The organism is Cronobacter sakazakii (assembly GCF_000982825.1).
GTDB lineage: Bacteria > Pseudomonadota > Gammaproteobacteria > Enterobacterales > Enterobacteriaceae > Cronobacter > Cronobacter sakazakii.
In genome coordinates this window covers 3,463,050-3,478,947 of the sequence record NZ_CP011047.1, presented here as the reverse complement: position 1 = coordinate 3,478,947, position 15,898 = coordinate 3,463,050, and the positions used below count along the sequence as shown (strand labels likewise).

18 protein-coding genes are annotated in these 15,898 nt (G+C 61.5%); 12 read left to right on the top strand and 6 right to left on the bottom strand.

Features of this window, described 5'->3' with window-relative positions; all coding sequences use genetic code 11:
* From hypE to hypA, 5 genes are read right to left on the bottom strand one after another with little or no spacing between them, the layout of a single operon-like run.
* Nucleotides 1-1,011 carry a hydrogenase expression/formation protein HypE gene (hypE, locus tag CSK29544_RS16560; protein WP_007899496.1) on the bottom strand — a complete coding sequence of 337 codons (1,011 nt, stop codon included), beginning with the start codon at nucleotides 1,009-1,011 and terminating at the stop codon, nucleotides 1-3.
* The gene (gene hypD, locus CSK29544_RS16555; RefSeq protein WP_007899493.1) at nucleotides 1,008-2,129 is read right to left on the bottom strand and encodes a hydrogenase formation protein HypD; all 1,122 of its coding nucleotides are present in this window, start codon (nucleotides 2,127-2,129) and stop codon (nucleotides 1,008-1,010) included. The genes hypE and hypD overlap by 4 nt, the downstream gene beginning before the upstream one ends.
* Nucleotides 2,129-2,407: a HypC/HybG/HupF family hydrogenase formation chaperone gene (locus tag CSK29544_RS16550; RefSeq protein ID WP_007899489.1), complete on the bottom strand. Its 279-nt coding sequence runs from the start codon at nucleotides 2,405-2,407 to the stop codon at nucleotides 2,129-2,131. The genes hypD and CSK29544_RS16550 overlap by 1 nt, the downstream gene beginning before the upstream one ends.
* Nucleotides 2,398-3,270 carry a hydrogenase nickel incorporation protein HypB gene (hypB, locus tag CSK29544_RS16545; protein ID WP_007899487.1) on the bottom strand — a complete coding sequence of 291 codons (873 nt, stop codon included), beginning with the start codon at nucleotides 3,268-3,270 and terminating at the stop codon, nucleotides 2,398-2,400. Before hypB ends, CSK29544_RS16550 begins: the two co-directional genes overlap by 10 nt.
* Nucleotides 3,271-3,273: 3 nt before the next feature.
* A complete protein-coding gene (hypA, locus tag CSK29544_RS16540) occupies nucleotides 3,274-3,624 on the bottom strand; it encodes a hydrogenase maturation nickel metallochaperone HypA (RefSeq protein ID WP_007899484.1) in 351 nt (116 codons plus the stop codon).
* A gap of 233 nt (nucleotides 3,625-3,857) precedes the next feature.
* Here hypA and hycA point away from each other — a divergent pair, with 233 nt between their 5' ends.
* The 10 genes from hycA (at nucleotide 3,858) to glgS (ending at nucleotide 12,928) form a co-directional block, all read left to right on the top strand.
* Nucleotides 3,858-4,322 (top strand): formate hydrogenlyase regulator HycA, encoded by a 465-nt coding sequence (gene hycA / locus CSK29544_RS16535; protein WP_004385378.1) that lies wholly within the window; start codon nucleotides 3,858-3,860, stop codon nucleotides 4,320-4,322.
* 82 nt (nucleotides 4,323-4,404) lie between these two features.
* Nucleotides 4,405-5,010, top strand: coding sequence for a 4Fe-4S dicluster domain-containing protein (locus CSK29544_RS16530; protein ID WP_007899483.1), 606 nt, complete (start codon nucleotides 4,405-4,407; stop codon nucleotides 5,008-5,010).
* Complete coding sequence (gene hycC / locus CSK29544_RS16525; RefSeq protein WP_007899482.1) at nucleotides 5,010-6,836, top strand: formate hydrogenlyase subunit 3; 1,827 nt, start codon at nucleotides 5,010-5,012, stop codon at nucleotides 6,834-6,836. Before CSK29544_RS16530 ends, hycC begins: the two co-directional genes overlap by 1 nt.
* A 1-nt stretch (nucleotide 6,837) precedes the next feature.
* Nucleotides 6,838-7,764: a respiratory chain complex I subunit 1 family protein gene (locus tag CSK29544_RS16520; protein WP_007899481.1), complete on the top strand. Its 927-nt coding sequence runs from the start codon at nucleotides 6,838-6,840 to the stop codon at nucleotides 7,762-7,764.
* A 15-nt stretch (nucleotides 7,765-7,779) separates the two neighbouring features.
* Nucleotides 7,780-9,489, top strand: a complete 1,710-nt coding sequence (hycE, locus tag CSK29544_RS16515; protein ID WP_007899480.1) for a formate hydrogenlyase subunit HycE — start codon at nucleotides 7,780-7,782, stop codon at nucleotides 9,487-9,489.
* 337 nt (nucleotides 9,490-9,826) lie between these two features.
* Nucleotides 9,827-10,369, top strand: a complete 543-nt coding sequence (locus CSK29544_RS16510; protein WP_007899472.1) for a formate hydrogenlyase complex iron-sulfur subunit — start codon at nucleotides 9,827-9,829, stop codon at nucleotides 10,367-10,369.
* Entirely contained in the window at nucleotides 10,366-11,133 is a 768-nt protein-coding gene (locus tag CSK29544_RS16505; RefSeq protein ID WP_029038959.1) for an NADH-quinone oxidoreductase subunit B family protein, read from the top strand. Before CSK29544_RS16510 ends, CSK29544_RS16505 begins: the two co-directional genes overlap by 4 nt.
* Nucleotides 11,130-11,537 (top strand): formate hydrogenlyase maturation HycH family protein, encoded by a 408-nt coding sequence (locus tag CSK29544_RS16500; RefSeq protein ID WP_007867339.1) that lies wholly within the window; start codon nucleotides 11,130-11,132, stop codon nucleotides 11,535-11,537. The genes CSK29544_RS16505 and CSK29544_RS16500 overlap by 4 nt, the downstream gene beginning before the upstream one ends.
* Nucleotides 11,530-12,003, top strand: a complete 474-nt coding sequence (gene hycI / locus CSK29544_RS16495; RefSeq protein WP_007867342.1) for a hydrogenase maturation peptidase HycI — start codon at nucleotides 11,530-11,532, stop codon at nucleotides 12,001-12,003. Before CSK29544_RS16500 ends, hycI begins: the two co-directional genes overlap by 8 nt.
* 703 nt (nucleotides 12,004-12,706) lie before the next feature.
* The gene (gene glgS / locus CSK29544_RS16490) at nucleotides 12,707-12,928 is read left to right on the top strand and encodes a cell surface composition regulator GlgS (protein WP_007894222.1); all 222 of its coding nucleotides are present in this window, start codon (nucleotides 12,707-12,709) and stop codon (nucleotides 12,926-12,928) included.
* A gap of 33 nt (nucleotides 12,929-12,961) precedes the next feature.
* On the opposite strand, the gene CSK29544_RS24615 is transcribed toward glgS, so the two are convergent.
* On the bottom strand, nucleotides 12,962-13,147 hold the full coding sequence (locus CSK29544_RS24615; RefSeq protein ID WP_029038958.1) for a hypothetical protein: 186 nt from the start codon (nucleotides 13,145-13,147) through the stop codon (nucleotides 12,962-12,964).
* Between CSK29544_RS24615 and hydN the strand changes: the two genes are divergently transcribed.
* Both hydN and fdhF read left to right on the top strand, forming a co-directional pair.
* Nucleotides 13,131-13,676 (top strand): electron transport protein HydN, encoded by a 546-nt coding sequence (gene hydN / locus CSK29544_RS16480; protein WP_007894228.1) that lies wholly within the window; start codon nucleotides 13,131-13,133, stop codon nucleotides 13,674-13,676. The two genes, CSK29544_RS24615 and hydN, sit on opposite strands and share 17 nt — an antisense overlap.
* A gap of 34 nt (nucleotides 13,677-13,710) precedes the next feature.
* Entirely contained in the window at nucleotides 13,711-15,861 is a 2,151-nt protein-coding gene (fdhF, locus tag CSK29544_RS16475) for a formate dehydrogenase subunit alpha (protein ID WP_032975724.1), read from the top strand.
* The last annotated feature ends 37 nt before the right edge of the window (nucleotides 15,862-15,898 follow it).

The following is a 15,898-nucleotide window of genomic DNA, read 5'->3' as shown; positions in this document are numbered from 1 at the left end:
TTAGCAGATCCGGGGTAAAGGTTCGCTATGCGGCAGATCAAGCGTGCGCTTCACGCCGTAAATCCCGGCGAGCCGCACGCCTTTTTGCGCCACGACCTCACCGATAATGGCCGCATCCTGCCCCAGCGGATGCGCACGCAGTGCTTCCAGCACGTGTTGCGCCGCCTCGCGCGCCACGCCTATCACCAGTTTGCCTTCGTTGGCGAAATTCAGCGCATCCAGCCCGAGCAGCTCGCAAACGCCGCGCACGGCGGGTTTCAGCGGCAGCGCGCGCTCCTGTAATTCGATCCCACAGCCCGCGCTTGCCGCGAACTCGTGTACCACGGCGTTAACGCCGCCGCGGGTGGCGTCGCGCAGGGCTTTCACGCCAGGCACGGCGCGTAATTGCTGAATCAGCGGCGAGAGCAGGGCGCAGTCGCTTGCAAGCTCTCCTTCAAGCCCCAGTTGTTCTCGCAGGTTGAGAATCGTCGCGCCGTGATCGCCAAGCGTGCCGGAGACCAGCAGCACGTCGCCGGGCGCAAGCTGCTGCGCGCCCCAGTGAATATCCGCAGGGATAGCCCCAAGCCCGGCGGTATTGATAAAAAGCTTATCCGCCGCGCCGCGAGGCACCACTTTGGTGTCGCCGGTGACTATCTGGATGCCCGCCGCGCGCGCCGTCGCGGCCATACTGTGGGCGACTTTCTCAAGCGTCGCCATTGCCAGCCCCTCTTCAAGAATAAACCCGCAGGAGAGCCAGCGCGGAACGGCACCGCTCACCGCGACATCATTGGCCGTGCCGCAAACTGCGAGCTTGCCGATGTCGCCGCCGGGGAAAAACAGCGGGTCGATAACATAGCTGTCGGTGGAAAACGCCAGCCGGTCGCCAGCTGCCGTCAGTTCGGCGAGCGGCAGACGCGCCTGATCTTCCTGCTCCGCCAGCCACGGGTTTGCAAACGCCTGCATAAACAGGCGGTCGATCAACTGCTGCATCGCCTGGCCGCCGCTGCCGTGGGCGAGGGTAATGGTGTTCATGCGTCGCACTCCTCTGAACGATACTGATACCAGGCGGCGCAGGCTCCTTCCGAGGAGACCATCAGCGCGCCGAAGGCGTTTTGCGGGTTACAGTGAGCGCCAAAGAGCGGGCACTGGGCGGGTTTACAGCGACCGGTCAGCACCTCGCCGCAGCGGGCGTCGGGGGAATCGTTGACTTGCTGTGGTGCGGGCGCGAAATGCGCCTCGGCGTCAAAGGACTGAAACGGCGCGCGAAGCCGCACGCCGGAGTGGTTTATCACGCCCAGTCCGCGCCATTCGCTGTCGCCCTCGACACAAAACACCGTGTCGATCGCCTGCTGCGCCGCCGGGTTGCCCGCGTCCGGCACCACGCGGCGGTACTGGTTTTCCACGCGGCTTTCTCCGGCGATGCGCTGTTCAACCAGCATCAGCACGCCCTGTAGCAGATCCAGCGGCTCAAAACCGGCCACCACCAGCGGGCGCGCGAAACGCCCGGCAATGAAATCATACGGATGCGTGCCGATCACCATGCTGACGTGCCCCGGCGCCAGGAACGCGTCGATCTGGTTATCCGGCTGCTCCAGCAGGCTTTGCAGCGTCGGGATAAGCGTAATGTGTTGGCAGAAAAAGTAAAAATTGCGTACGCCGCGCGCTTTCGCCTGGATAAGCGTCAGCGCTGTGGCGGGCATGGTGGTTTCAAAGCCTAAGCCGAAAAACACCACCTCGCGCGCCGGGTTCTGCCCGGCGATCTTCAGCGCGTCCATCGGCGAATAGACGATACGCACGTCCGCGCCTTCGGCTTTGGCCTGGAGCAGCGAGCCGTTTTTACCGGGCACACGCATGGCGTCGCCGAAGGTGCAGAAGATAACGCCGGGGCGGCGGGCGATTTCGGTCGCGTTGTCGATGCGTCCCATCGGCAGCACGCAGACCGGGCAGCCGGGGCCGTGGATAAACTCAACATTTTCCGGCAGCAGGCGGTCGAGGCCAAATTTAAAAATAGCGTGGGTGTGGCCACCGCACACTTCCATAATGCGCAGCGGTTTCTGCGCCGTGTGGCTTAAGCGCGGCGCGCGTTCGCACAGCCGGTCAATCAGGCGCATCACGCGTTCCGGGTTGCGGTATTCATCGACATAACGCATCAGCGGTTCTCCTCGCCATACAGCAGCGCGCCGACATCCGGCTCTACTTCAAACATGGTTTGCAGCGCCTCCAGCGTCTCGCGCGCCTCGCGCTCGTTAATCAGGCTCATGGCGAAACCGACATGCACCAGCACCCACTGGCCGAGGCGCGGCTGGCCGTTCTCGTCCTGCGTGCCTACCAGCGTTAAGTCAACGTCGCGCCGCACGCCGCACACCTCGACGCGCGCGAGATTGCCGGTGAGCAGTTCACAGATTTGCCCCGGAATGCCTATGCACATCGCTGTTCCTCCAGCCAGGCGAGCCACGCGCTCATGCCGTCGCCGCGCGTGGCGGAGACCAGCAGGATAGTGATGTTCGGGTTGACCTCGCGCGCGTACGCCATGCATTTCTCAACGTCGAAGTTCAGGTACGGCAGCAGGTCGATTTTATTAAGCAGCATCAGCGAGGCGGCGGCGAACATATGCGGGTATTTGAGCGGCTTATCTTCGCCTTCGGTTACCGAGAGCACCGCCACTTTGTGGCGCTCGCCGAGATCAAATCCCGCCGGGCAGACCAGATTGCCGACGTTTTCAATAAACAGCACGCCGTTATCGGCAAGCGGCAGCCGCGCCATCGCGTCCTCGACCATCTGCGCGTCGAGATGACACCCTTTGCCGGTATTGACCTGAATCGCCGGCGTACCGGTGGCGCGAATACGCTCGGCGTCGTTTACCGTCTGCTGATCGCCTTCGATAACGGCGCAGGGCGTGGTGTCGCGCAGGCGTTTAAGCGTTTCGGTGAGCAGCGTTGTTTTGCCGGAGCCGGGGCTGGAGACCAGGTTCAGCGCCAGCTGGCCGCGCGCGGCGAGACGCTGGCGGTTGCGCTGCGCAATCTGGTTATTTTTATCGAGCACATTGATTTCAATCTCCACCATTTTGCGCTGGCTTAAGCCGGGCTCATGGGTGCCCGCCTCGCCGAGGCCGTAATTGAGAGAACCATCCGGTGCCTCGTCAGGGGTAAACGCGTTCACGTTTATGCTGGAGATGGGGGCCGTGACACGCGGCGCGGCGGCAAAGGGGGCGGCGCGAAACGGCGAATGCGGGTTGTGCTCATCGCCTTCTATATAAAGGTTGCCGTGCTGGCAACCGCAGGTCGTACACATCTTCTACTCCTGTTCTATTTCGAGACGCTTGATTTGCACGCTGTCATCGGCATCGATGCGCAGATCCGCGCTGTGACAATGCGGACAGCGGCGTACCAGCATCGTGAGTAACTCGACATTGCGTTGGCACTGCGGGCACCAGCACTGCGCCTCCTGCTGGCTTAAATGCAGCGTACAGCCTTCGGCGCGGGTGTCGCGGCACGCCAGATCAAAGCAAAACTCCAGCGCGCCGCGCTCAACGCAGGAGAACGCGCCGATTTCCAGCCACACGCCAGTGACTTTTCGTGCGCCACGCTGCTGCGCCTGTTGTTCAATGATTTCTACTGCCCGCTGGCAGAGGGTAAGTTCATGCATAACGCCTCCGGTACGCTTTGCGTTTGCGAATGCCACAGGCAATGCAATAACGGTGCCAGCGCATGAGAGGCGCTGCGGGAGGCTGTCGCGGCGGGTGTCGAGGCTGTCGAAATGACACGTCATGACAGACGTTAAAACGTGACGTTTAAGAATAAATCATTAAAAAACAGCAAATTAAAAAATGGCATGGTTCCTGCTAAAGACGGGTATCTCTGTTAAATGAGCCAATAACCATGATCCTTTCCGAATTAAGCCAGAAGGCGGAATTTATCGCCGATCGTCACCGCGCGTTACAGACGCACTGGCACACCTACTGCAACACGCTGGTCCAGGCCATTACGCTGTCGCGCCAGAAGCTGCATCACTCGCTCGGCTGCGAGCCGCAAAACGGGCTGTGCTTCTTTCTCTTTGAGCATTTCGCCATCCGCGTGGAGCAGGCCGAAGGCTTTCACTGCCGCACCATTAACTATCTGATAGCCCGCCGCGACGGCAGCGAAGAGACGCTGCTCGCCACCGCGCAGCTCGACGCAAAAGGCCTGCTGGATGGCGTTGTGGATATCCGCGACCGCGAGCGGGTGCTGGCGCACTATCTCGACAAAATCGGCGCGCTGGTCGACGGACTCTATGACGCCGTGCAGCAGGATACGCCGCTGCGCATCAGCGAGATCCTGGCGGCCCGCGACGCGTCGTCACATTAACCGGGCGAGGTGTCGCTGACTGTCGAAATCGTCCGTCGTCGTCACTTTTCGTCAAAAATGTCCATCACCTGAGGAACACCTGGTGAACCGTTTTATCATTGCCGACTCCACGCTCTGCATCGGCTGCCACACCTGTGAGGCCGCCTGTTCGGAGACGCACCGCCTGCATGGACTGCAATCCAGGCCGCGCCTGACGGTTATGCGTAACCAAAAAGATTCCGCCCCGCAGCTGTGCCACCACTGCGAAGACGCGCCGTGCGCGCAGGTCTGTCCGGCGAACGCCATCACCCGCGAGGCGGGGGCGATTCAGCTCAATGAAAGCCTGTGCGTGAGCTGCAAACTCTGCGGCATCGCCTGTCCGTTCGGCGCGATTGAATTCTCCGGCAGCCGCCCGCTGCATATCCCGGCCAACGTCAACAGCCCGAAAGCGCCCCCCGCGCCGCCTGCGCCTGCGCGCGTCGGCGCGTTTCTCGACTGGACCCCCGGCGTGCGCGCTGTGGCGGTGAAGTGCGATCTCTGCCAGTTCGACGCGGACGGCCCGGCCTGCATACGTACCTGTCCGACCGGCGCGCTGAAGCTTGTCGATAACCACGACATCGCCCGCGCCAGCCGCCGTAAACGCGAGCTGACCATTAACGCCGACCTCGGCGATTTATCGCTGCTGCTGCAACCGCGCGGAGGAGAATAATGAACGCGATTTACTTATATCAGGGCGCGCTGGCGGCCTTTGGCGCGGGGCTTGTGCTCGCACTGCTGTGCGCCTGGCATAAGCCGCTCAGCGCGCTGCTTGGTGGCCTTGGTGGCGCGCTCGGTTGCCTGTGCGCACTGGCGGCGGGCGGCTGGTTGTTGCTCCATGTGAGTGACGGGCCGCTCGCCACGCATATCGGCGCGCTCGCGGTACACCTCACCGCCTTTAACGCCATATGGCTTGCGACACTCGGCCTGCCGGGATTTTTTATCTGCCTGTTTACGCTTATTCCTCCGCGCGACGGGCAGGCGCGCGCCAGCGGGGCGCTGATTAACCTGCTGCTTGGCGCCGCGACGCTCGCGGTCACGGCGCAGAGCCTCGCCGCGCTGGTGGTGATGGCGGAAATTATGGCGCTCGCCGCGGTATTCCTGACCGGCGACAGCGCGGGCGGAAAGCTCTGGTTTGCGCTGGGGCGTCTCGGCACGCTGCTGCTGGCGCTCGCCTGCTGGCTGTTGTGGCGGCAGTACGGCACGCTGGACATGCTGGCGTTAAGTTCCCTTACCGCCGGGCAGCCGTTTAGCGCGACCATCTGGCTCTCGGGGCTGGCAGGCTTCGGGCTGCTCGCAGGCGTTATTCCGCTGCACGGCGGTGTGGTGCAGGGGCATGCGCAGGCCACCGCGCCCGCCGCCGCGCTCTTTTCCGCCGTGATGCTTAAAGTGGGGCTGTACGGCATCCTGGTCTTTTCGCTGATGAACGCTGCGCTGCCGCTCTGGTGCGGCGTGCTGGTGCTGCTGCTCGGCATGATGACCGCGTTTATCGGCGGGCTTTACGCGCTGCTTGAGCACAATATCCACCGGCTGCTGGCGTACCACACGCTTGAAAACATCGGCATTATCCTGCTGGGGCTCGGCGCGGGGCTTGCGGGGATTTCGCTTGGTGAGCCTGCGCTGGTGGCGCTCGGTCTGGTGGGTGGGCTCTATCACCTCTTCAACCACAGCCTCTTTAAAACCACGCTGTTCCTCGGCGCGGGCGCGGTCTTTCACCGCACCGGCCTGCGCGATATCGAAAAGCTCGGCGGTATCGGCAAAACCATGCCGCTTATTTCGATCTCCATGCTGGTGGGCCTGATGGCGATGGCTGCGCTGCCGCCGCTTAACGGCTTCGCGGGCGAATGGGTGATTTATCAGGCGTTCTTTAACCTGGGCGCGCAGCCGCTGTTTATCACGCGTCTGCTCGGGCCGCTGCTGGCGGTGGGGCTCGCTATCACCGGCGCGCTGGCGGTGATGTGTATGGCGAAAGTCTACGGTGTGACGTTCCTCGGCGCGGCGCGCACGCAGGCCGCTGCGCAGGCGACTGACGCGCCCTGGCTCATGCGCTTCTGTGTCGCGATGCTGGCGATTTGCTGTGTGGCAGGCGGCGTTGCCGCGCCGTGGCTGCTGCCGCTGCTGGGCCGCGCCGTTCCGCTGCCGATCGTCACCGCAGGCACTGCCGTCTCGCAGCCGGTGATTACGCTGCTGCTGGCAGGCTCGCTGCTGCTGCCGTTCCTGCTGATGACGCTCTTTAAAGGCGACCGCCTGCCGGCGCGCACGCGCGGCAGCGCCTGGGTCTGTGGTTACGACCACGAGCCGGAGATGGTCATTACCGCGCATGGGTTCGCACGGCCCGTCAAGGCCGCCTTCGCGCCGCTGATTCAGTTACGCCACATCCTTAATCCGGCGCGTCTGCTGCCGGGCTGGCAGAGCGCTGGCCTGCCGGTGCTGTGTCGTCGTCTGGCGGCGGTCGAACTGGCCGTGTTGCTGGTCGTCGTGATTTCACGGGGAGTCTGAGATGCAAAACGTAATTTTCCCTCTTTTACAGGCGCTGGTGCTGTTTGCCTGCGCGCCGCTGCTTTCGGGCGTCACCCGCGTGGCGCGCGCCCGCCTGCATAACCGTCGCGGGCCTGGCGTGCTGCAGGAATATCGCGATCTCATCAAACTGCTGGGCCGCCAGAGCGTGGCACCTGCGGCATCCGGCTGGGTGTTCCGGTTCACGCCGTACGCCATGCTGGCGGTGATGTTTACCATCGCCGCCGCGCTGCCAGTCGTGACCGTTCACTCGCCGCTGCCGGGAGCGGGCGATCTCATTACGCTTATCTATCTCTTCGCCATCGCGCGCTTCTTTTTCGCCATTGCCGGGCTGGATACCGGCAGCCCGTTCACCGGGATCGGCGCAAGCCGCGAGGCGATGCTGGGCGTGCTGGTGGAGCCGATTCTGCTGCTCGGCCTGTGGGTCGCGGCAACGGTGGCGGGTTCAACACATATCAGCCAGATAGCCGCACGCGTCTATGACTGGCCCGTCGCGCACAGCCTGACGCTGGTGCTGGCGCTCGCGGCCTGCGCCTTCGCCACGTTCATCGAAATGGGCAAGCTGCCGTTCGATCTCGCCGAAGCGGAGCAGGAGTTACAGGAAGGCCCGCTGTCGGAGTACAGCGGTTCAGGCTTTGCGCTGCTGAAATGGGGCGTCAGCCTCAAGCAACTGGTGGTGTTACAGATGTTTGTCGGCGTGTTTGTGCCCTGGGGCCAGATGCTGACTTTCAGCCTGAGCGGCCTGGTAATAGCCGTGGCGCAGGCCGTCGTCAAACTGCTGGTGGGCGTGCTGATTATCGCGCTCTTTGAAAACAGCATGGCGCGGCTGCGCTTTAACGCCGTTTCACGCGTTACCTGGACCGGTTTCGGCCTGGCCTTTTTAGCTTTCGTCTCCTTGCTGGCGGCGTGATAAGAGAACTGAACGATGTCTGAAGAAAAAACAGGGCAACACTATCTGCGCGCACTGCACGAGGCGTTTCCAGGCGTGGTGCTCGATGAAGCCTGGCAAACCAAAGACCAACTGACGGTCACGGTGAAAATCAATTATCTGCCGGAAGTGGTGGAGTTTCTTTACTACCAGCAGGGCGGCTGGCTGTCGGTGCTGTTTGGCAACGACGAGCGCAAGCTCTGCGGCAGCTACGCGGTCTATTACGTGCTCTCGATGGAGCAGGGCGTGAAGTGCTGGATAACGGTGCGTGTCGAGGTGGACGCGAATAAACCGGAGTTTCCGTCTGTGACGCCGCGCGTGCCCGCCGCCGTCTGGGGCGAGCGCGAAGTGCGCGATATGTATGGCCTGATCCCGGTCGGTCTGCCGGATGAGCGTCGCCTGGTGCTGCCGGATGACTGGCCGGACGACCTCTATCCGCTGCGCAAAGACAGCATGGATTACCGCCAGCGCCCGGCGCCGACCAGTGATAAAGAGACCTATGAGTTCATCAATGAGCTGGGTGATGCCAAAAATAACGTGGTGCCCATCGGCCCGCTGCATGTCACTTCCGACGAGCCGGGCCACTTCCGGCTGTTCGTGGATGGCGAAAACATCATCGATGCCGACTACCGGCTCTTTTACGTCCACCGCGGCATGGAGAAACTCGCCGAAACCCGCATGGGCTACAACGAAGTGACGTTTCTCTCCGACCGCGTCTGCGGTATCTGCGGCTTTGCCCACAGCACGGCCTACACCACGTCGGTGGAAAACGCGATGGGTATTCAGGTGCCGGAGCGCGCGCAGGCGATCCGCGCCATTCTGCTTGAAGTCGAGCGGCTGCACAGCCACCTGCTGAATCTCGGTCTGGCGTGCCATTTTGTCGGGTTCGACTCCGGCTTTATGCAGTTTTTCCGCGTGCGTGAAACCTCCATGAAGATGGCGGAAATCCTCACCGGCGCGCGTAAAACCTACGGCATGAACCTGATTGGCGGTATTCGCCGCGATCTGCTGAAAGACGATATGACGCAGACCCGTCAACTGGCCCAGCAGATGCGCCGCGAGGTGCAGGATCTGGTGAGCATTCTGCTCAGCACGCCGAATATCGAACAGCGTACGGCGGGCATTGGCCGTCTCGACCCGCAGATCGCGCGTGATTTCAGTAACGTCGGGCCGATGGTGCGCGCGAGCGGCCACGTCCGCGACACCCGCGCCGATCATCCGTTTGTGGGGTACGGCCTGCTGCCGATGGAAGTGCACAGCGAGCAAGGTTGCGACGTGATTTCCCGCCTGAAAGTGCGCATCAACGAGGTGTTTACTGCGCTCAATATGATCGATTTCGGGCTGGATAACCTGCCAGGCGGGCCGCTGCTGGTGGAAGGGTTTACCTATATTCCGAATCGCTTTGCGCTTGGTTTTTCCGAAGCGCCGCGCGGCGATGATATTCACTGGAGCATGACCGGCGACAACCAGAAGCTTTACCGCTGGCGCTGCCGGGCGGCGACCTATGCCAACTGGCCGACGCTGCGCTATATGCTGCGCGGCAATACGGTGTCGGACGCGCCACTGATCATCGGCAGCCTCGACCCGTGCTACTCCTGCACCGACCGTATGACGGTGGTGGACGTGCGCAAGAAGAAAAGCCAGGTGGTGCCGTACAAAGAGCTGGAGCGCTACAGCATTGAGCGCAAAAACTCGCCGCTGAAATAGGCGGCCACGGTGGGTGCGCTGCGCTTACCCACCCTACGGGGAATGGCTCGCCTGTTAATCCTGGCGGGTAAGCGACAGCGCACCCGCCGGGTAAAACCGTCGCAAAGTGTTCCCAGGGCGGATAAGCGACAGCGCACCCGCCGGTTAAAACCGTCGCAAAGTGTTCCCAGGGCGGGTAAGTGACAGCGCACCCGCCGGGTAGAACCGTCACAAAACGATCGTAGGGCGGGTAAGCGGCAGCGCACCCGCCGGGTAAAACCGTCGAAAATGATCGTAGGGCGGGTAAGCGACAGCGCACCCGCCAGGTAAAACCGTCGCGCAGGCGACAGGAGACAACATGTTTACCTTTATCAAAAAAGCCTTAAAAACCGGCGTGGCGACGCAGCCTTATCCGCTGCAACCGATGCCGGTCGACAAAAATTTCCGCGGCAAGCCGCAGCACAACCCGCAGCAGTGTATTGGCTGCGCGGCCTGCATAAACGCCTGCCCGTCCAATGCCTTAACGGTCGAAGCCGACCTTCAACACGACCGCCTCGACTGGCAGTTCAATCTCGGCCGCTGCATCTTCTGCGGCCGCTGCGAAGAGGTCTGCCCGACGGCGGCCATTCGCCTGACGCCCGAATATGAACTGGCGGTCTGGCGCAAAGAGGATTTTCTCCAGCAGGCAAGCTTCGCGTTCTGTCGCTGCCGCGTCTGCCAGCAGCCGTTTGCGGTGCAAAAAGAGGTGGATTACGCGATAGCGTTGCTGGCGCACAATGGCGATGAACGCGCCGAGCGCCATCGCGCGAGTTTTGAAACCTGTCCTGACTGCAAACGCCAGCAGGGCCTTGCGCCCTCGGAGCTTATCGACCTGACCCGCGAAATGAAGGAGGCGCTGTGATGAACCTGCTCGGCCCTCGCGATGACAACAACATTCCGGTGCCCGTGACGGTGGAAGAATCCATCGCGCGCATGAAAACGTCGCTTCTGAAAAACATCAAGCGCTCGGCGTATGTCTACCGCGTCGACTGCGGCGGCTGCAACGGCTGCGAAATCGAAATTTTCGCCACGCTTTCGCCGCTCTTTGACGCCGAGCGCTTCGGCATCAAAGTGGTGCCGTCGCCGCGGCACGCCGACATTCTGCTGTTTACCGGCGCGGTGACGCGCGCCATGCGCTCGCCCGCACTGCGCGCCTGGGAATCGGCACCCGATCCGAAAATCTGTATTTCTTACGGCGCGTGCGGCAACAGCGGCGGCATTTTCCACGATCTCTACTGCGTGTGGGGCGGCACCGACAAAATCGTTCCGGTGGATGTTTACATCCCGGGCTGCCCGCCGACGCCCGCCGCGACGCTCTACGGCTTTGCGATGGCGCTCGGCCTGCTGGAGCAGAAAATCCACGCCCGCGCGCCTGGTGATGAGGACAATCAGGCTGCCGCCATTCTGCACCCGGAGATGGTGCAGCCGCTGCGCGTGCGCGTTGACCGCGCCGCGCGTCGTCTGGCGGGGTATCGCTACGGTCGTCAGATTGCCGATGACTATCTGCGCCATCTGACGGCAGGCGAGCAGAGCGTGGCGGGGTGGCTGTCGCAGGAAAACGACCCGCGTCTTAGCGAAATCGTCGCGCAGCTTGAGGCGGTGGTGGCGCAGGAGCGCATCGGATGAGCGAAACCGTCGTGTTCAGCCGCCTGTCGCGCAAGTTCGTTGATGAAAATGATGCGACGCCGCCGCAGGCGCAGCAGGTTATCTACTACAGCCTGGCGATAGGCCATCATCTGGGCGTGATCGACTGTCTTAAGGCGTCGCTGGTCTGCCCGTTTGAGGCCTATCAGGCGTGGATCGCCACCCTCGCGCCCGGCGAGGCGCAGCGCAAAATGCAGGGCGTGCCGCGCTACGGGGAGATCATTATCGACCAGAATCATGTCTCGCTGCTGGCGCGGGCGTTTGACGAGGCGTTGCCGCGCCAGAACGCGCAGCAGCAGGCGTGGAGCTGCGAGCTTTTAGGGCTGCTTCAGGCCATCCAGCGTGAGCCGGCGGTCTATGTGATGGTGAGGAGGGATCGTGTCTGACGTTTTATTGTGTGTCGGGAACAGCATGATGGGCGACGACGGCGCAGGGCCGCTGCTCGCCGAAAAATTCCGCGCCGCGCCCCAGGGCGAGTGGGTGCTGGTGGATGGCGGCAGCGCGCCGGAGAATGACATCGGTGCCATCCGCGAACTGCGCCCGCGGCGGTTGTTGCTGGTGGATGCCACCGAGATGGGGTTGAACCCAGGCGAGATCCGCATTATTGATCCGGACGATATTTCAGAGATGTTTATGATGACGACCCACAATATGCCGCTGAATTATCTGGTGGATCAGCTGCGAGAGGATGTGGGCGAGGTGATTTTTCTCGGCATCCAGCCCGACATTGTGGGGTTTTATTACCCGATGACCGATGCGGTGAAACGCGCCGTTGATACCGTGTATGACCGTCTGGCGCAGTGGACCGACAACGGCGGGTTTGCGGCGCTGGCGGTGGAGGAGGGCGTGTAGTCAGGTGGGATGGCGGGTGCGCGATGCTTACCCGCCCTACGTCATGTGTTACCCCAAAATTGTAGGGTGGGTAAGCGTAGCGCACCCACCGTTTACGTTTTGGGAAAATACCGGGGAGAGGGAAATTCCAAGTTGGTGAATACGTTCCGTTCGCCATAACGCCGTCTTAATATGGGCGCTCATTTCACGCGAACGTGCAAAGGGGGCTCGCCGCCGCCCCCTTTGCAATCCCGGCTCCCGGCGGAAAATCGCCCCTGCGGGGAAGCCTCGCCTTATTCCCTCCGGCCACGGGTCGGGCAAGACAATACCTCCCTGTATTGTCATGCCCTCGCACCGGTTACTCGGCCCATCCCTGGGGCCTCGCCCCTTCGGGGCCAACGCTTCGCGTTGTTCAAAAATGCTCCCGGCATTTTTGTCCCTCCGGTGCGCCCCGGCCTGCGGCGAAACGGCGAAACCGATTTTTTTAAGCCGGAGCAAAACCATTCACATTAGCGCTGCTTCTCTTTTAAGAAGGGTAAGCATCGCGCACCCACCTTTATTTTCATTGTACATATCTTGCTCGCTCACCAACTCAATCTTTAAAAATCAACGCCTCCCGCTTACCGGAACGTTCCGAAACCGCCCGTTGCCTACCAGGAATCCTCTGAATAAAAAAAGCGCGGTGCAGCATCGTATACAGTTGTTGAACTGGAGGGAGAAACTGATGAACAGACAAGATATTTATTCGTTCAAGAACTTTGATTTTCTGGCGAGCAGTTTTGCCCGTATGAACGGAGAAGGACGTCGTATCGATATCGATGCCGTCACCGGCAATATGAGCGAGGCGCAGTCCGCCTGGTTTCGTGAACGTTACAACCACTACCGTAAACAAGGGCTGCAACTGACCATCAGTGCCGCCCGTAATGAAACGAATCTGTGCGCGTAACCGCATAAAAGGTACTACCGATGAAGCGGGTTATCAGACCCGCTTTTTTGTTGCCTGAAATCCGTCAATTTCATCGTCATAAATGTCGATGACACCTTCGCTCCAGCCTCCCTCGAAAATAAAATCATTTAAAATCATCATATTAAAATCTGGCACGGATCGTGTATTAGCGAGTGGGTTCAACCCACAGCCGGAGATCATGATGAACCGCTTCATCATTGCTGATTCAAGTAAATGTATAGGATGCCGCACCTGCGAGGTGGCGTGCGTGGTATCGCACCAGGAAAACCAGGACTGCGCCGCGCTCACCGCGCAAACCTTTCTGCCGCGCATTCACGTCGTCAAGGGCGTGAATGTCTCAACCGCCACCATGTGCCGCCAGTGTGAAGACGCGCCGTGCGCCAGCGTCTGCCCGAATGGTGCGATCACCCGCGACAATGATTTTGTCCACGTCCACCAGCAGCGCTGCATCGGCTGCAAAACCTGCGTCGTGGCGTGCCCTTACGGCGCGATGGAAGTCGTGGTGCGCCCGGTGGTACGCAACAGCGGCGCGGGCCTCAACGTACTGGCCGAGAAAGCCGAAGCTAACAAATGCGATCTCTGCCATCACCGCGCCGAAGGCCCGGCCTGCATCGAGGCATGCCCGACTAACGCCATCGTCTGCATCGATCGCAACCGCCTGGAAGCGCTCAGCGCCGAACGCCGCCGCCGTGCCGCGCTCGATGGCCTCTCATCCCTGGCTTTTTAAGCCACTGATTTCACTTTTAACAGGTCTGTTACTGATGAAAAAAATCACCAGCGTCTGTCCGTACTGCGGTGCGGGTTGCAAACTCAAACTCGTCGTGGATAACAACAAAATCGTTCGCGCCGAGGCCGCCGAAGGCGTCACCAACCAGAACCAGCTCTGCCTGAAAGGCTATTACGGCTGGGATTTCTTAAACGATACCCAGCTTCTGACGCCGCGCCTCACCCAGCCGATGATCCGCTACCAGAAAGGCGGCGCATTCCAGGCGGTCTCCTGGGATGAGGCCATTCGCTATACCGCAGAGCGCCTCTCGGCCATCAAAAAGCAGTATGGCCCGCGCGCCATCATGACCACCGGCTCTTCCCGCGGCACCGGCAACGAAACCAACTACGTGATGCAGAAATTCGCCCGCGCAGTGCTCAACACCAATAATGTCGACTGCTGCGCGCGCGTCTGTCACGGGCCGTCGGTGGCGGGGCTGCAGCAGACGCTCGGCAACGGCGCGATGAGCAACTCCATTGGCGATATTGAAAACTCCAAATGTTTGCTGGTGTTTGGCTACAACTGTGCCGATTCGCACCCGATCGTGGCGCGTCGCGTGCTGAAAGCCAAAGAAAACGGCGCGAAGGTAATTGTCTGCGACCCGCGCAAAATCGAAACCGCGCGTATCGCCGATCAGCATCTGCAAATCAATAACGGCTGCAATATGGCGCTGGTCAATGCCTTTGGCTATGTGCTGCTTGAAGAAGCGCTGTATGACAAAGAGTATGTGGCGCGCTACACCGAAGGGCTCGACGCCTACCGCGAGACCGTAAAAGATTACGCGCCGGAAGCCGTCGAGCATCTCACCGGCGTCAGCGCGCAGCAGATCCGCCAGGCGATGCGCACGTTCGCCGCCGCGCCATCCGCCACCATTATGTGGGGCATGGGCGTCACGCAGTTCGGCCAGGCGGTGGATGTCGTTAAGGGGCTCTCAAGCCTGGCGCTGCTTACCGGTAATCTCGGGCGCGAGCATGTCGGCGTCGGCCCGGTGCGCGGCCAGAACAACGTGCAGGGCGCGTGCGATATGGGCGTGCTGCCAAACCAGTTCCCTGGCTATCAGGATGTCGAAGACGCGGTGGTGCGGGAAAAATTCGCGCGCGCCTGGGGCATCGATCCGGCCGTAATGGATGACAAAATCGGCGTGCGCATCACCGAGGTGCCGCACCTGGCGCTCGAAGGCAAAGTCAAAGCCTACTACATCATGGGCGAAGATCCGCTCCAGACCGAAGCCGATCTCGGCCTGGTCCGTCAGGGCTTCGACGCGCTCGATTTTGTGGTGGTGCAGGACATCTTTATGACCAAAACCGCCGAAGTGGCGGACGTTCTGCTGCCCGCCACCTCCTGGGGCGAACATGGCGGCGTCTTTACCTGCGCCGACCGCGGTTTCCAGCGCTTTGAGGCGGCGGTGGAACCTAAATATAACGTCAAACGCGACTGGGAAATCATCAGCCTTATCGCCACCGCGATGGGCTACCCGATGCATTACGACAACAACCAGCAGATCTGGGACGAAATGCGCGAGCTCTGCCCGCTCTTTTACGGTGTGACGTACCAGAAAATGGGCGATATGGGGCACGTGCAGTGGCCATGCCCGACGCTGGAACACCCCGGCACGCCGTACCTCTACGCCGGGAATCACTTCGATACGCCGACCGGCAAAGGCCAGCTTTTCGCGGCACCGTGGCGCGCGCCGGCGGAACAGCCGGACGCCGACTACCCGCTGGTGCTGTGTACCGTGCGCGAAGTGGGGCACTACTCCTGCCGCTCGATGACCGGCAACTGCGCGGCGCTGCAAACGCTCGCCGACGAGCCGGGCCGCGTGCAGATGCACCCGCAGGACGCGGAACGCCTCGGCGTGCGGGACGGCCAGTTGGTGTGGGTAAACTCGCGTCGCGGGCGGGTCATCAGCCGCGCTGACGTCAGCGAGCGCATCAATCCCGGCGCGGTCTACATGACCTATCAGTGGTGGATCGGCGCGTGCAACGAGCTCACCCAGGACAATCTCGATCCGGTTTCCAAAACACCGGAAACCAAATATTGCGCGGTGAATGTCGAGGCTATCGCCGATCAGCGCGAGGCCGAAGCGTATGTCCAGACCACCTATACCAGCATGAAGACGCGCCTGCGCGACGCCGCTGCGGTATAGCTCAGCCTGCGCGGGCCTCGTGCCCGCGCGTTTTCGA

Coding starts and splice junctions, on each gene's coding strand:
- hydN (WP_007894228.1), top strand. CDS start 13,131: ATGAACCGCTTCATCATTGCTGATTCAAGTAAATGTATAGGATGCCGC.
- CSK29544_RS16550 (WP_007899489.1), bottom strand. CDS start 2,407: ATGTGCATAGGCATTCCGGGGCAAATCTGTGAACTGCTCACCGGCAAT.
- CSK29544_RS16500 (WP_007867339.1), top strand. CDS start 11,130: ATGAGCGAAACCGTCGTGTTCAGCCGCCTGTCGCGCAAGTTCGTTGAT.
- fdhF (WP_032975724.1), top strand. CDS start 13,711: ATGAAAAAAATCACCAGCGTCTGTCCGTACTGCGGTGCGGGTTGCAAA.
- hycC (WP_007899482.1), top strand. CDS start 5,010: ATGAACGCGATTTACTTATATCAGGGCGCGCTGGCGGCCTTTGGCGCG.
- hypB (WP_007899487.1), bottom strand. CDS start 3,270: ATGTGTACGACCTGCGGTTGCCAGCACGGCAACCTTTATATAGAAGGC.
- hycE (WP_007899480.1), top strand. CDS start 7,780: ATGTCTGAAGAAAAAACAGGGCAACACTATCTGCGCGCACTGCACGAG.
- CSK29544_RS24615 (WP_029038958.1), bottom strand. CDS start 13,147: ATGATGAAGCGGTTCATCATGATCTCCGGCTGTGGGTTGAACCCACTC.
- CSK29544_RS16520 (WP_007899481.1), top strand. CDS start 6,838: ATGCAAAACGTAATTTTCCCTCTTTTACAGGCGCTGGTGCTGTTTGCC.
- hycA (WP_004385378.1), top strand. CDS start 3,858: ATGATCCTTTCCGAATTAAGCCAGAAGGCGGAATTTATCGCCGATCGT.
- CSK29544_RS16510 (WP_007899472.1), top strand. CDS start 9,827: ATGTTTACCTTTATCAAAAAAGCCTTAAAAACCGGCGTGGCGACGCAG.
- glgS (WP_007894222.1), top strand. CDS start 12,707: ATGAACAGACAAGATATTTATTCGTTCAAGAACTTTGATTTTCTGGCG.
- hypD (WP_007899493.1), bottom strand. CDS start 2,129: ATGCGTTATGTCGATGAATACCGCAACCCGGAACGCGTGATGCGCCTG.
- hypA (WP_007899484.1), bottom strand. CDS start 3,624: ATGCATGAACTTACCCTCTGCCAGCGGGCAGTAGAAATCATTGAACAA.
- hypE (WP_007899496.1), bottom strand. CDS start 1,011: ATGAACACCATTACCCTCGCCCACGGCAGCGGCGGCCAGGCGATGCAG.